The sequence below is a fragment of the Pantoea sp. SGAir0215 genome (genome assembly GCF_043543215.1).
The window spans coordinates 2,077,542-2,090,815 of record NZ_CP028031.1 but is presented as its reverse complement, the minus strand read 5'-3'; the positions used below and the strand labels follow the sequence as shown (position 1 = coordinate 2,090,815).

The 13,274-nt window shown below is 53.5% G+C and carries 14 protein-coding genes and 2 tRNA genes; 9 read left to right on the top strand and 7 right to left on the bottom strand.

Annotation, left to right across the window (positions count from 1 at the left end; genetic code table 11):
• Positions 1-57 precede the first annotated feature (57 nt).
• The 3 genes from agp to C1N64_RS09815 form a co-directional block, all read right to left on the bottom strand.
• The gene (gene agp / locus C1N64_RS09825; RefSeq protein ID WP_205949826.1) at positions 58-1,665 is read right to left on the bottom strand and encodes a bifunctional glucose-1-phosphatase/inositol phosphatase; all 1,608 of its coding nucleotides are present in this window, start codon (positions 1,663-1,665) and stop codon (positions 58-60) included.
• 261 nt (positions 1,666-1,926) lie between these two features.
• Positions 1,927-2,014 (bottom strand) — tRNA-Ser (locus C1N64_RS09820).
• Positions 2,015-2,085: 71 nt separating this feature from the next.
• Positions 2,086-2,173: transfer RNA gene (locus tag C1N64_RS09815), tRNA-Ser, on the bottom strand.
• A gap of 222 nt (positions 2,174-2,395) precedes the next feature.
• Here C1N64_RS09815 and yccA point away from each other — a divergent pair.
• Positions 2,396-3,052, top strand: a complete 657-nt coding sequence (yccA, locus tag C1N64_RS09810; protein ID WP_006118679.1) for an FtsH protease modulator YccA — start codon at positions 2,396-2,398, stop codon at positions 3,050-3,052.
• A gap of 101 nt (positions 3,053-3,153) precedes the next feature.
• Complete coding sequence (gene tusE, locus C1N64_RS09805; RefSeq protein ID WP_006118678.1) at positions 3,154-3,480, top strand: sulfurtransferase TusE; 327 nt, start codon at positions 3,154-3,156, stop codon at positions 3,478-3,480.
• On the opposite strand, the gene yccX is transcribed toward tusE, so the two are convergent.
• On the bottom strand, positions 3,481-3,759 hold the full coding sequence (gene yccX / locus C1N64_RS09800) for an acylphosphatase (RefSeq protein ID WP_054634208.1): 279 nt from the start codon (positions 3,757-3,759) through the stop codon (positions 3,481-3,483).
• A gap of 81 nt (positions 3,760-3,840) precedes the next feature.
• On the opposite strand from yccX, the gene rlmI reads away from it, so the two are divergent.
• The gene (gene rlmI / locus C1N64_RS09795) at positions 3,841-5,031 is read left to right on the top strand and encodes a 23S rRNA (cytosine(1962)-C(5))-methyltransferase RlmI (protein ID WP_033737601.1); all 1,191 of its coding nucleotides are present in this window, start codon (positions 3,841-3,843) and stop codon (positions 5,029-5,031) included.
• Between the two features lie 60 nt (positions 5,032-5,091).
• On the top strand, positions 5,092-5,409 hold the full coding sequence (gene hspQ, locus C1N64_RS09790; RefSeq protein ID WP_006118675.1) for a heat shock protein HspQ: 318 nt from the start codon (positions 5,092-5,094) through the stop codon (positions 5,407-5,409).
• Between the two features lie 33 nt (positions 5,410-5,442).
• On the opposite strand, the gene C1N64_RS09785 is transcribed toward hspQ, so the two are convergent.
• The gene (locus C1N64_RS09785; RefSeq protein WP_033737602.1) at positions 5,443-5,856 is read right to left on the bottom strand and encodes a CoA-binding protein; all 414 of its coding nucleotides are present in this window, start codon (positions 5,854-5,856) and stop codon (positions 5,443-5,445) included.
• Positions 5,857-6,023: 167 nt separating this feature from the next.
• Here C1N64_RS09785 and C1N64_RS09780 point away from each other — a divergent pair, with 167 nt between their 5' ends.
• On the top strand, positions 6,024-6,662 hold the full coding sequence (locus tag C1N64_RS09780) for a YccT family protein (protein WP_033737603.1): 639 nt from the start codon (positions 6,024-6,026) through the stop codon (positions 6,660-6,662).
• Between the two features lie 68 nt (positions 6,663-6,730).
• Positions 6,731-7,189: a methylglyoxal synthase gene (mgsA, locus tag C1N64_RS09775; protein WP_394515458.1), complete on the top strand. Its 459-nt coding sequence runs from the start codon at positions 6,731-6,733 to the stop codon at positions 7,187-7,189.
• Position 7,190: 1 nt separating this feature from the next.
• Here mgsA and helD read toward each other — a convergent pair whose 3' ends face one another.
• Entirely contained in the window at positions 7,191-9,245 is a 2,055-nt protein-coding gene (helD, locus tag C1N64_RS09770; protein WP_394515457.1) for a DNA helicase IV, read from the bottom strand.
• A gap of 123 nt (positions 9,246-9,368) precedes the next feature.
• Between helD and C1N64_RS09765 the strand changes: the two genes are divergently transcribed.
• Together C1N64_RS09765 and yccS are read left to right on the top strand one after the other, a co-directional pair.
• Positions 9,369-9,812, top strand: coding sequence for a YccF domain-containing protein (locus C1N64_RS09765; RefSeq protein ID WP_394515456.1), 444 nt, complete (start codon positions 9,369-9,371; stop codon positions 9,810-9,812).
• The gene (gene yccS / locus C1N64_RS09760; RefSeq protein ID WP_394515505.1) at positions 9,793-11,940 is read left to right on the top strand and encodes a YccS family putative transporter; all 2,148 of its coding nucleotides are present in this window, start codon (positions 9,793-9,795) and stop codon (positions 11,938-11,940) included. The genes C1N64_RS09765 and yccS overlap by 20 nt, the downstream gene beginning before the upstream one ends.
• Here the strand turns inward: yccS and C1N64_RS09755 are convergent.
• Complete coding sequence (locus C1N64_RS09755; RefSeq protein ID WP_394515455.1) at positions 11,937-12,563, bottom strand: TfoX/Sxy family DNA transformation protein; 627 nt, start codon at positions 12,561-12,563, stop codon at positions 11,937-11,939. The genes yccS and C1N64_RS09755 overlap by 4 nt on opposite strands.
• Positions 12,564-12,773: 210 nt before the next feature.
• On the opposite strand from C1N64_RS09755, the gene sulA reads away from it, so the two are divergent.
• A complete protein-coding gene (sulA, locus tag C1N64_RS09750; protein WP_039341244.1) occupies positions 12,774-13,265 on the top strand; it encodes an SOS-induced cell division inhibitor SulA in 492 nt (163 codons plus the stop codon).
• Positions 13,266-13,274 lie beyond the last annotated feature (9 nt).

Sequence of the window (13,274 nt, the reverse complement as noted above, 5' to 3'; positions counted from 1 at the left end):
AAGCGTAAAAAAAACCCCGTCTTGACGGGGTTTTTTGTTTTCAGTGACAGAAAGATATTAGTTGGCTGCAGCGGGCTGCTTCGCAGGACTGTTATCTGTTTTATTTTGCGCGTTGGCGGCGTTTTCCGCTTTGGCTTTGTCATCCGCCGCTTTCTGGGCAGCAGCCTTATCAGCGCTGGCCTTCTCATCCGCCGCCTTTTGCGCAGCGGCTTTATCCGCGGCGGCTTTATCAGCTTTCGCTTTCTCGTCAGCCGCTTTGTCCGCCTTTACCTTATCGTCAGCCGCTTTCTGGGCAGCAGCGTTATCAGCCGTCGCCTTATCGGCGCTGGCTTTATCGTCAGCTTTTGACTCCGCAGGATTCGCCGCGCCCGCGTTGGCACTGGCCGCTGGCTGCTCTGCCGCCGCCGGTTGCAACGCGGTCCCCTGCAGCGCGCTGTTCAGCACCTGAGTAAACTGCTCCCAGCTGCAGTAACCGTTCGCGTCAGTCGGGCAACCCGCCAGTTGCAGGGTGACGCGCTTCGGTGGCGTTTTCAGACTTAACACCTGGGCATCGCGCAACTGATCGGCGGTCTGATACACGTATTCCATCTTCAGCAGGTCTTTGTTGTTTTTGGCATCATGCCAGCGTTCAAACACCACCTGTCCACCGATGGGCGTTTTCTCATAGGTCTCTGGCAGATCATAAGGTTTGACCTGTAAGGCGCTCAACAATGACGCTATGTTGGAGTCATGCCCTACCATCAGGGTCACTTTGGGTGAGTCAGCTTTATCCTGATCGATGAGCTGGCTGCGGATATAGTCCACCAGCGGAGCCGCGACGTTGCGTGCCACATCTGGTGTGGTAAACAGCGTGTCCTGATAGCCGTTTTTGATCGCTGACAGTGACTGCCACTGCTCAGGGGTTTTAATTTGCCCCCAGGCAACCTGATCCAGCGGGAAGCCTTCGTAATATTGCAGCGTAAAGGCATCCATAAGGGAATTTCCCACTTTCAGCGGTCCGTTCACGCCAGGCTCTTTGCCGTTTTCAACAATAAAGGTATTTTGCCCACTGCTCAGATCGCACTGCTTTTTGTTATTACAGGCCGGAGAAGACTTGTAGTCGACAATTTTGTCCAGACGCTGATACGCTGGCTTCAGGGCCAGCTTCTCATTAGCGGCAGTCATGTCCGCCAGCGCTTTTTTGATGAATTCTTCATTGCCGTCGGTGATCACGGGATTAAATACCGGATCCATGCTGCCCATTTCATCCTGATGGGTCACCGCAATATCACAGCCCGGGAAGGCACCATTTACAAAAAACTGGGCCGTCGCTACGGTACGTTGCAGGCTGTTTGCGTAGACAAACACGCTGTTGCTGTCCGGACAGGCGCCGTTCTTCACCAGGCCCTGCTGCGCAAGCCACTGGCGCGTGTAGTTACCCATATAGACTTCCAGCACGCCACCTTTGGTGGTCAGTTGCCCGCCGGGCACCTCCCACTCTGGCCAGCTTTTTTTGGTGGACTGTGCCAGTACGCTACCGTTATCCGCAAGCGGCGCACGCAGATTATGGCGGCTAAACATCAGTACCTGCTGGAGCTGCATCTCGTTATCCGCGGCGTGGGCCAGCGTCCCGATCGGTAATGCAGCGAGTACCGACAATGCGCAAAGACTCAGTTTCTTGATCATTGTGCCTATTCCATTCATTCAGTAAAAAAACACTCTGGCTATCAACCGATTAGCTCGCCATAGAGCGACGTGACGGATAGTGTAACTCAGCTTGCCCCTGAAAAGCGCCAGGTGACAGTAAAAACAATTACTGGACTATAGCAGAGATACCGGACGCGGGTAAAAACAGTCCAGTTTACTGAAAAGGAAGGGATAATAATGAAGAAATGTGTCAGGCACGTAAAACGAAACAGGCCAGCACGCTGTGCTGGCCTGTGAATGTGGCGGAGGAAGAGAGATTCGAACTCTCGGATGGTTTCCCATCGGCGGTTTTCAAGACCGCTGCCTTAAGCCGCTCGGCCATCCCTCCGGGTTGTCATACTACTGCAAAGGCAAGATGCGATAACGCTGTCTTGCCACTTCACTCTTTAAGAGATGAAGTGGCGGAGGAGGAGAGATTCGAACTCTCGGATGGTTTCCCATCGGCGGTTTTCAAGACCGCTGCCTTAAGCCGCTCGGCCACCCCTCCGCAATGACGCGCACTATAAACATCCCCTATGGAGATGTAAAGCCTGTGATAATCCGTTCGCCTGAAAAACAGTCAAAAAAGCGTTATTCGTTGTCAAAATCGCCAGTGTGCTCAAAGAATTAGCGTTTTTTTCGCGTAAAGAAGGGTAAAACCTCTTTTCCCGCTTTATCGCGCTGCGTATTCTCAACGCATATTTGGTGTTCTGCCTTACAGGAGCGCAACATGGACAGAATAGTTTCATCATCATCGCGACAGTCATTACTGAGTACGCACAAGGTCCTGCGTAACACCTATTTTCTGCTGGGCCTGACCCTCGCCTTTTCCGCGCTGACCGCAACAGCGAGTACACTGCTGGCCCTGCCCGCCCCGGGTTTGATCCTGATGCTGGTGGGCTTCTATGGTCTGATGTTCCTGACCTACCGTCTGGCTGACAGCCCGACGGGAATTTTAGCTGCTTTCGCATTTACGGGCTTCCTGGGCTACTGTCTGGGTCCTATCCTGAGCACCTATCTGGCCGCAGGGATGGGTGACGTGATCGCCCTGGCGCTCGGCGGAACGGCACTGGTGTTTTTCTGCTGCTCTGCCTATGTGCTGACGACAGGACGGGATATGTCCTTCCTTGGCGGCATGATGATGGCGGGCTTTGTCGTGTTACTGGTCGCCGTTGTGGCGAACCTGTTCCTGCACTTGCCAGCGCTGCAACTGGCGATTAGCGCCCTGTTCATTCTGTTCTCGGCGGGGGCTATTTTGTGGGAAACCAGCAACATCATTCATGGCGGCGAAACCAACTATATTCGTGCAACGGTCAGCCTGTATGTTTCCCTCTATAACATCTTCGTGAGCCTGTTAAGCATTTTAGGTTTCTCACGCAGTAACTAACGCACTGCATGTAAACTGAAAACCCCGCTCAGGCGGGGTTTTTGCTTTTTCTGTGAGGCCAGTTTGGTAAACTGCAGCCCGAACGAATCTGAGGATGCACTATGAATTACAACGGTGACGAAATTGCTGTCGATGCCGAAGGTTATCTGAAAAACCATCAGGACTGGAGCGAAGGCTTGGCGCTCCAGATTGCGGCAGAAGAAGCCATCACCATGACAGATGCCCATTGGGAAGTCGTGCGCTTCGTACGCGACTTTTATCTGGAATTTAATACTTCCCCCGCCGTAAGAATGCTGGTGAAGGCGATGGCAAAAAAGTATGGCGAAGAAAAAGGAAACAGCCGTTACCTGTTTCGCCTTTTCCCCGAGGGCCCTGCTAAGCAGGCAACCAAAATTGCCGGTCTGCCAAAACCGGCAAAATGCCTGTAATCAACCCGTGGTGAAGCCGTGCGGCATGTCAGCGGCATGATGCGGCTCCACCAGGACCTTTTCTACACGGGCTGTGCGCGGCCCGCCCGCTTTTAACCAGTCGAGTAATGCATTGACCTGTTCGGTATCGCCGCAGGCCAGGACTTCCACACGACCATCTTCAAGGTTCCGTGCGTAACCCTGCACGTTAAGTTTATTTGCTTTCGCCTGGGTGCTGTAACGGAAACCCACGCCCTGCACCGTGCCCTGTACCCAGGCTTTGTAACAGACCTTCGCCATGGCCTTCTCCTGCCTTTCGTTGCAATTTGCCATTATCCACTGGACAATAGCGCCTCATTTTTTCAGGTAAGCATAGCAAATATGACCGTTCGATTGATTCTCGCGAAGGGACGTGAAAAGTCCCTGCTCCGTCGCCATCCCTGGGTTTTCTCTGGGGCCGTTGCTCGTCTGGAAGGCAAAGCGCAACAAGGTGAAACCATTGATGTCTGTGACAGTAATGGCAAATGGCTGGCTCGCGCCGCCTATTCACCGCAGTCACAGATTCGCGCCCGCGTCTGGAGCTGGCAGCAGGACGAATCCATCGATATCGCCTTTTTCGTGCGGCGTTTTCAGCACGCGCTGGTCTGGCGTGAATGGCTGGCTGAGCGCGATGGGCTGGACAGCTATCGCCTGATCGCTGGCGAGTCGGATGGTCTGCCTGGCGTGACTATTGACCGTTTCGGACGCTTTCTGGTGCTGCAGTTATTATCCGCCGGCGCAGAATACCAACGCCCGGCTATCATTTCAGCGCTGCAGCAGTGCTTTCCGGATTGTGCGATCTACGATCGATCTGATGTCGCTGTCCGTAAAAAAGAAGGGCTGGAACTGGCGCAGGGCACCGTTACCGGTGAGTATCCTCCCGCACTCTTGCCGATCACCGAACACGATATGAAACTGCTGGTGGATATTCAGGGTGGGCATAAAACAGGCTATTACCTTGACCAGCGCGACAGCCGTTATGCCACACGGCGCTATGCCAAAGATGCTCGCGTGCTTAACTGTTTCTCCTACACCGGTGGCTTTGCCGTATCAGCGCTAATCGGCGGTTGTCAGGAAGTTATCAGCGTAGATACGTCTCAGGACGCGCTGGATGTTGCACGACAAAACGTTGAGCTGAATAAGCTGGATCTCGCGCGTGCTAAATTTCAGCGCGATGATGTCTTTAAACTGCTGCGCCGCTACCGTGATGAGGGTGAAAAATTTGATCTCATCATTATGGATCCGCCTAAGTTCGTGGAGAATAAAAGCCAGCTCATGGGAGCCTGCCGTGGCTATAAAGACATTAACATGCTGGCCATTCAGTTACTGAATCCCGGCGGAATATTGATGACCTTCTCCTGTTCGGGCTTAATGGCTACCGACCTTTTCCAGAAAATCATCGCAGATGCCGCACTGGATGCCGGCCGTGACGTGCAGTTTGTTGAACAGTTCCGCCAGGCGGCCGATCATCCCGTGATTGCAACCTATCCTGAAGGACTTTACCTGAAAGGCTTCGCCTGCCGCGTCATGTGACTTGAAATGACTGTCCCTGCCCCCATATAACAGGCAGGACAGTTTTTTTCGGAGGTCATCATGATTGCCAGTAAATTTGGTATTGGTCAGCAGGTTCGTCATCGCCTCTCCGGCGTGCTGGGTGTCATTGTCGATGTCGATCCTGAATACGCGTTAGATGAGCCGCACCTGGATGAAATTGGTGCCGCCGATACCATGCGCAGTGCGCCCTGGTATCATGTGGTGATGGAAGATGAACAAGGCAGTCAGGTTCATACCTATGTGGCCGAAATTCAGCTGGCCGGTGAAACCAGCCCGGAACATCCTGAACAGCCCTCAATGGATGAACTGGCCGCCTCGGTACGTAAACAGCTTCAGGCTCCTCATCTGCGCCATTAACAGCGGGCGGCAACGGTGTTGCCGCGCCTGATATTAGTGTCCCAGCCCCAGTCTCGGGATCTCGATTTTGGGGCAACGATCCATAATCACCGTCATTCCCGCATCCTGGGCCAGCACGGCGGCCTGCTCATTGATTACCCCAATTTGTAACCAGAGCGAATCGGCTCCGGCAGCGATGGCTTCCTGAGCCACTTCCCATGCCGCCTCTGAATTACGGAACACATCCACCATATCGATTTTTCCCGGCACCTCTGCCAGCGATCCATAGGCTGTCTGCCCTAACAGGGTTTTGCCTGCCAGCTTCGGACTCACCGGAATAACCTCATAGCCTTGATCAAGCAGATACTTCATTACGCCATAACTGGGGCGTTCCGGACGATCACTCGCCCCCACCAACGCGATGCGTTTTGTCCGGGTCAGTACATCACGAATAGTCTGATCATTCATGTCCATCTCCTTTCACTTTAATCTTTAGTGTAGATGAGGCGTTACAGAGTTCGCCCCTGGCGTAAAGACATATTGTGCCGCTTCGCTCGAATATATATGTATAATTGTAAACTTAATGCCATAATGTAAAAAATTGCTACATCCACCCACTTTTGACCGGAGTCGAAATGAAGCTGTCAATGGCTGTAACGGGGTTTATTGCCCTCCTCGTTTCGGCGTCCTGTTCTGCAATTACGTTAAAACTTGATCCGCAGATTACGCTAATGGTACTGGACGGGCGTAAGATATCAGGCTCTCTCTTGAAAGGGGCCGACAGCCTGGAGCTTGAACGGGGTCAACATCAATTTTTATTTCGGGTAGAACAACCGGCAGATCCGCGTAAGACGGCGCTACCGGGCTACCAGTCCGTGCCCATGATCGTGGCATTCACTGCGGCGGCAAAAACCATCACGATTCGCCTGCCACCGCTGACCAGTGCGCGCGAGCGACATAACTTCGACCGAACGCTGGCCTTCAGGCTGGTGGACGAGAAGGGCAAAGAAATATTCAGCGTGCGCGATCGGCTGCCCACCAGCCCGGGCGTGGACATCGAAAAAGCCATGGTTAAGTATAATCGCATGGGCCTGGCGGCCTCTGTGCCGCAATTCGCGAATCTTACCGCGCCCTCTCCTTCCGCCCAACTGACGGCGGACCTCGCCTGGTCCGTTCAGAGCACAACGCCTACAATTCAGCGCTGGTTTGAACGTTTTGATGAAGCAACCCGCCAGCAATTTATCAATCTGGTCAAAATGCTGCGGGCAAGTTGATAGACAGAAAGCGTACAAGGTAAACTGCGGCAACGGGCTGTTGGGCTCACTGGCATCAGGATGCTGTTATGGACTACACCGTACGAACGCTTGGTCAACAAAAACATATTGCGCTGGTCGCCCATGACCATTGCAAAGCTTCTCTGCTGGACTGGGTTACACGTAACCAATCCGCACTTGAACCCCATATTCTTTACGCAACCGGGACGACCGGTAATCTCATCAACCGTCACACCGGTCTGAACGTGAACGCGATGCTCAGTGGCCCAATGGGCGGCGATCAACAGGTCGATGCGCTCATTGCCGAAGGCAAAATAGATGCGCTGATGTTTTTCTGGGATCCGCTTAATGCCGTGCCCCACGATCCTGACGTTAAGGCCCTGCTTCGTCTGGCGACAGTGTGGAATATTCCGGTCGCCACCAATCGGGCAACGGCCGATTTTATTATTCAGTCACCGCTTTTTTCGCAGACAGTGGACGTACGAATCCCGGATTACGCGCGCTACCTTGCCGAACGCCTGAACTGATTCAGGCTTTACGTAATACGGGTACATCCAGTGCCCGGAACGCATCGACAAAGACTGAGGGTTGCTGTTTATCGAACAGCAACCAGACCTGTTGCCGCGCGCGCGTCAGGGCAACATACGCCAGCCGGCGCTCTTCTGCATCAGGGAAGTCTTCGGGCTGCGGCAGCAGCCCCTGCTCCATAATGGACTCACGCTGCGGCGCGGGAAACCCTTCTTTGCCTTGCTGCAGACCCAGCACAATGACGTAATCGGCCTGCTGACCTTTACTGGCATGAATGGTCATAAAATCGATACGCATTTTTGGCCAGCGGGTTTTTGCCTTATCCAGCAGTTCAGGACGCAAATAGTGATAGCGGGCCAACAGCAGTACGCGCTCATCCGCTTTAACATAACCGCTTAGCTTGTTAAGAAGTGCCTCAAGCTGATCGTGCGGGAGCAAAGCAATCGACTTTTTATTCCCTTTCGTCAGACTGTTTAAGGGCTTACGCAGTTGATGCGGATTTTGCTGGATAAACCGATTCGCCACTTCACCAATACGATCATTGAAACGATAGGTCGTATCCAGCACACAACGATCGCCCTCACCAAAATAGTGATGGAATGCCGTTGTCAGACTCATCTCTGCGCCGCTGAACCGGTAAATTGCCTGCCAGTCATCGCCCACCGCAAACAATGTCGTGCGTGTGTTTTGCTGACGCAGCGCGCTGAGTAAAGCCGCGCGTTGTGGCGAGATATCCTGAAATTCGTCAACCAGAATATGCTTCCAGGGGCTGACAAAGCGGCCCTTTTCGAGGATCGCGATGGCCTGATGAATCAGCCCGGAGAAGTCGACTGCGCACTCGTCCTTAAGCGCACTTTTCCAGGCCTTCAGAAGGGGTGCCATCAATTTAATCCGCTTACTGAATACGTCGCGCAGCGCGTCAGGTACATCCTCAATCATGGCGGCCTGTGCGCCGCCATGCATCCGCATCAGGCCAAGCCAGCGTTCAAGACGAGACGCCAGGCGCTGTGCTAAACGATCATCCTGCCAGAAAGGGCCTTCGCTGACCTCCCACTCCAGTTCATCACGCAACCATTGCCGCCAGCCATTCGCCTGAGCTTTTTTTTCATTACACTGCTGACGCCAGTGGTCGATCAGCCATGTCCGACGCGCGTCGGGATCGCTTTCGAGTTTACTGATGACCGGCTGTTTATGACTTCCTTCCCGAATGATATGCAGGGCCAGCGCATGAAACGTACGCGCCTGGATATCCCCGGCCCCTAAGCGGCGTTGAATACGGTCATTCATCTCTTCCGCCGCATGACGACCAAATGCCAGCAACAAAATCTGATCGGCAGCGGCCAGTCTGCGCTGTAACAGCCACCCCGCGCGGGCCACTAATACTGACGTTTTGCCGCTGCCAGCGCCCGCCAGCACCAGCACAGCGTCTTCGCCGTTAACCACCGCTTCTGCCTGTGACTCGTTCAGCGGGGTGGATTCCACCGTGGCGAAAAAATCCCGGTAGCGGGTCAACATGGCCGCCGTCCAGTCACGATTGCGCTGCGTCATCGCCGTCTCGCCCTGCTGCAGCCAGTATTGGCAAAATGCCCAGTTTTCACGGCAGGAATCAAACTGCTCAATGCGGGAAAGCGGCAAAGGTAACGCGTCAAACTGTTTGCGGATCTTATCTTTGATCGCCTGAAGTTCGCTGCGCTTCAGCCAACGCTCCTGTTCGCTGAATCCCTGAATGTCGTCGCGCAGCGCCTGTAAAACCGCGGCGCATACTTCACTCATTTCCTGACTCCAGCTTTGCCACGACTGCATGAGGTAGTGGAAAAAACGCTGCGTCTCCTGCCATTCCGTACCGTGCAAACGCACAACCTTGTTGTCCGCCAGTAAGAATTCCAGTTCACCCCACACCATTCCCCGTTTACAGGTGATGTCGGACAACTGATTGAAGGGGATCAAATATTCGTGTTTGTCGCCGCTGACCTCAACGCCCGCGGATAACAGGCGAACACGATGATAAGGATGCTGGGCAAGCCGTTTGCCCATGGATGTTGCTTTAAGTTCCACGCCGACACCAACGACCGAGATAGAGAGTAATCGGAGTTTACCTGTCAGACTCTTGACGCTCCAGCCTTAAAACACGCTAAACTTGGCGGCACAGATTGCGGAGTGCAAAAGGAAAAGCCTGTTATGCGTACTGTTTTAAATATTCTTAATTTTGTCCTGGGTGGATTTTTCACCACGCTGAGTTGGTTATTCGCCACGCTCATCAGTATCGTCCTGATCTTTACCCTGCCCTTAACGCGCTCCTGCTGGGAGATCACTAAGCTGTCATTTCTGCCGTTTGGCAATGAAGCGGTCCATGTTGACGTTCTGCGCCCGGAGAATAAAAGCTCTATCATGAACACCGGCGGCACGTTTCTGAACATTTTCTGGTTTATCTTTTTCGGTTGGTGGTTATGCCTGTCGCACATTTCTGTCGGCATCGTGCAGTGCATCAGCATTATTGGTATTCCGGTGGGCCTCGCCAATTTCAAGATTGCCACCATTGCACTCTGGCCGGTAGGACGTCGGGTCGTCTCTGTGGAAGAAGCGCGTGCCGCGCGTGATGCCAATGCCCGCCGCCGCTATTAGTATGCTGTCCGGGTGGCGAAAGTATCTTTTTAACAGCACTTGGCGTTATCTGCTGCGCATTCTGTTTGCCTTATCAGGATGTGCGGCTGTGCCCTGGATACTGCAGCAAATTGAGTGGACAATTCCGTTAACCCTCGGCGTGGTTGCCGCCGCGCTGGCCGATCTGGATGACAGGCTGGCCGGGCGGCTTAAAAACCTGCTGATTACCTTACTTTGTTTTTGCATCGCTTCGGTTTCAGTAGAGCTGCTGTTCCCGCATCCGTTGGTATTTATTATCGGCCTGGCAGGTTCAACATGGGGATTCATTCTGTTAGGCGCGCTGGGACAGCGCTATGCCACCATTGCATTTGGCGCCTTACTGATTGCCGTTTACACCATGCTGGGCATTGGGTTGTTCTCACAATGGTATATGCAGCCCATGCTGCTGTTGGTTGGGGCACTGTGGTATAACCTGCTGACGCTGCTGGGCCATTTAATGTTTCCGGTTCGTCCGGTGCAGGAACAACTGGCAGCCAGTTTTTCACAGCTGGCCCACTATCTGGATGCCAAAGCCAATCTTTTTGATCCTGACGCGGGTGAACAGGATGATGCTGCATTTGTTAAAGCCGCGATGGTAAACAGCCAGCTTGTTGCACAGCTCAATCTGACCAAGACCACCTTGCAAAGCCGTTTACGAGGTGACAGAGGCTCACGCGGTACCCGACGCAGCCTGCACTATTACTTCGTGGCTCAGGATATCCATGAACGCGCCAGCTCTTCGCATCTGCAGTACCATCTTCTGCGTGGCGACTGGCGTTACAACGAGATCCTGTTTCGCTTTCAGCGTTTACTGAATATGCAGGCACAGGCCTGTCGCCAGCTTGCCCGGGCGATTCTGCTGCGCGAACGCTGGGAACATGATGGCCGCTTTGAGCGTGTTTTTGAACGTCTGGAAAATGCGATTCACCGGCTGGCACAGAGCGAGCCGGATGCCGCCCATACCGGTGCACTGCTTTGGCTGCTTCGCAACCTGCAGGCCATCGATGCACAACTGGCCTCAATCGAAACCGAGCAGGCGCAGGCAGTTGATCCGCAGCACAGCGACAACCTGCTGTCACGCGAAGAACTGAGTGGCTGGAGTGATATTAAACTGCGCCTCAGCCTTCACCTGAGTCCGGCCTCTGCCCTGTTTCGCCACGCCGTACGCATGTCGATTGTGATGTGTGTGGGATACGGATTTATCCAGATTACCGGGCTGGAGCGCGGCTACTGGATCCTGCTGACCAGTCTGTTTGTTTGCCAGCCTAACTATAGCGCAACCCAACGCCGACTGGCGCTACGCATTGGCGGCACGCTCGCGGGCATTGCGCTTGGACTGCCCCTGCTCTGGCTGGTCCCTTCCATTGAAGGCCAACTGGTCTTGATTGTGGTCACGGGCATCATGTTCTTTGCGTTTCGTCAGGTGCAGTATGCTCATGCAACCTTGTTCATTACTCTGCTGGTGTTGTTCTGTTTTAATTTGTTAGGCGAAGGCTTTGAGGTGGCCCTGCCCCGGGTAGTGGACACGTTACTGGGCTGTGCGCTGGCCTGGCTGGCCGTCACCTTTATCTGGCCAGACTGGCGTTTTCGCCAGCTTCCGGCGGTGGCGACGCGCACACTCAATGCCAATTGCCGTTATCTGGATGCCATTATGGAACAATACCATCAGGGCAAAGATAATCGCCTCGCTTACCGTATTGCCCGCCGCGATGCACACAATGCTGACGCGGAACTGGCCTCCGTCGTGTCGAACATGAGCAGTGAAACCCGTACCAACCCTAAGCTGCGGGAATCGGCCTTTCAGCTACTTTGCCTGAACCACTCGTTGCTCAGCTATATCTCCGCGCTGGGGGCGCACCGCGATAAAGTCACTGATCCAGCGCTGCTGGCGCTTCTCGACGACACGGTGTGCTATGTCGAAGATGTGCTGCAAACCGACATCGTCAGTGACAGCCGGGCTGAGGAAATGCGTCGGGAACTGGAACAACGCCTTACCCGGTTTACCGCCGGGTCTGATTCGCCTACGCCACTGGTACTGCAGCAACTTGGGTTACTGGTTGCCTTGCTGCCGGAAATCGCTCGCCTGCGGCGTGCTTTAGGTTCTCACTAAGGCCCTTTCTTCGCCTCTTCCACTGTTTTGAGCGCAGCCTGGTACCATTCACCCAGCTCCGCTTTAACCGTTGGCGGGAGAGCGGCTTCATGATGACCCGAAATAGCACCCTGAAGCGCCAGCAAGGTTTTGAAACCGAGATGCTGGTTATAACGTTTTAGTTTTAACCAGCACGCCCTGGCTCCGACCTCGTGCAGGTGTTTAACGCTGCAAATGCCTATCTCATGCAACATCATTTCCAGCCGTAAGCTGACATTAGGCAGATCTTTTAAACGCAACCGGTCTTGTCGGTCATCCTGTTCCCGACGGGCGGTCTGTAGTGAGGCCGCTGAGAGCGCAACCAGATGCTCCGGGTCACACCATAAATTTTCATCGACCCTGAAATAATTCAGGCTGACCGGCATACCGCGTTTGCGAAAAATAAGCGGCTCCAAGGGGCGTTTAGCCACATATTCCCGCAGGGCTTCGCTGGCGCGCAGATAAAGCTGATCGTCTTTTATCAAGGCAAACACGACGCGCTCAACAGCTAAGGCGTAACCGCCAAACTGAGTACGGGATTCGACATTACCTAAAGATGCCAGTTGTTGTTTTGATCGCAAAACGACCCGCTGTTCTTTCTTCATATCATCACCTCCTTGTAACAAAAACCTGTTAAAAACGTTACTATTCAGTCGGTTAGAAGATAAGAAAATTCAGTTGCAGGTTCAATGAATAAATCACTTTGGCGTCAACATTATGCGAATTTTGCGAGGCATTTTCAGAAATTCAGGTTGATCTTTATCCAGGATGTCATTACTGTATATCCATACAGTCAACTGCTGAGTGATTAATTTATGCGCACCCAACATCCCCGTAATGTATGCCCGACTCACCGTTACGCTTCGCCTTCTGACCCCGCTTCTCAGAGCGGCTGGATTACTGAATTGCGCTATAGCGAAAAACCGGGAATGATGCAGATGCTGCTGTTACCGTTGCTTCAGCAACTGAGCCAGCAATCCCGCTGGCAGCTTTGGTTAACACCTGCGCATAAGTTGAGTCGGGTCTGGATGCAGGAAGCAGGCTTGCCCCTGGAGAAAAGTATGCATATCGCCGACGCTGAACGTTACAACGCCGTCGAGGCCATGATTAAGGCCCTGCGTACGGGAAATTACAGTGTCGTTTTAGCCTGGATTCCCTACGATCTGGATGAAGATGAGCGTCGGGAACTAGAGCTCGCTGCGGCTGAAGGTGAAGCGTTAGGACTCATCCTGCGCTCGGGTGAGTCCTCTAAAACGCCAGTCAGACCAGAAAGTCGGCTAAAAATTCAGTCTGATTTGTTTCATTAAGTAAAAAAT

What these genes read in the sequence shown, in the direction of transcription:
- agp (WP_205949826.1), bottom strand. Translation starts at nt 1,665, where the DNA reads ATGATCAAGAAACTGAGTCTTTGCGCATTGTCGGTACTCGCTGCATTA.
- yccA (WP_006118679.1), top strand. Translation starts at nt 2,396, where the DNA reads ATGGACAGAATAGTTTCATCATCATCGCGACAGTCATTACTGAGTACG.
- tusE (WP_006118678.1), top strand. Translation starts at nt 3,154, where the DNA reads ATGAATTACAACGGTGACGAAATTGCTGTCGATGCCGAAGGTTATCTG.
- yccX (WP_054634208.1), bottom strand. Translation starts at nt 3,759, where the DNA reads ATGGCGAAGGTCTGTTACAAAGCCTGGGTACAGGGCACGGTGCAGGGC.
- rlmI (WP_033737601.1), top strand. Translation starts at nt 3,841, where the DNA reads ATGACCGTTCGATTGATTCTCGCGAAGGGACGTGAAAAGTCCCTGCTC.
- hspQ (WP_006118675.1), top strand. Translation starts at nt 5,092, where the DNA reads ATGATTGCCAGTAAATTTGGTATTGGTCAGCAGGTTCGTCATCGCCTC.
- C1N64_RS09785 (WP_033737602.1), bottom strand. Translation starts at nt 5,856, where the DNA reads ATGAATGATCAGACTATTCGTGATGTACTGACCCGGACAAAACGCATC.
- C1N64_RS09780 (WP_033737603.1), top strand. Translation starts at nt 6,024, where the DNA reads ATGAAGCTGTCAATGGCTGTAACGGGGTTTATTGCCCTCCTCGTTTCG.
- mgsA (WP_394515458.1), top strand. Translation starts at nt 6,731, where the DNA reads ATGGACTACACCGTACGAACGCTTGGTCAACAAAAACATATTGCGCTG.
- C1N64_RS09765 (WP_394515456.1), top strand. Translation starts at nt 9,369, where the DNA reads ATGCGTACTGTTTTAAATATTCTTAATTTTGTCCTGGGTGGATTTTTC.
- yccS (WP_394515505.1), top strand. Translation starts at nt 9,793, where the DNA reads ATGCCCGCCGCCGCTATTAGTATGCTGTCCGGGTGGCGAAAGTATCTT.
- C1N64_RS09755 (WP_394515455.1), bottom strand. Translation starts at nt 12,563, where the DNA reads ATGAAGAAAGAACAGCGGGTCGTTTTGCGATCAAAACAACAACTGGCA.
- sulA (WP_039341244.1), top strand. Translation starts at nt 12,774, where the DNA reads ATGCGCACCCAACATCCCCGTAATGTATGCCCGACTCACCGTTACGCT.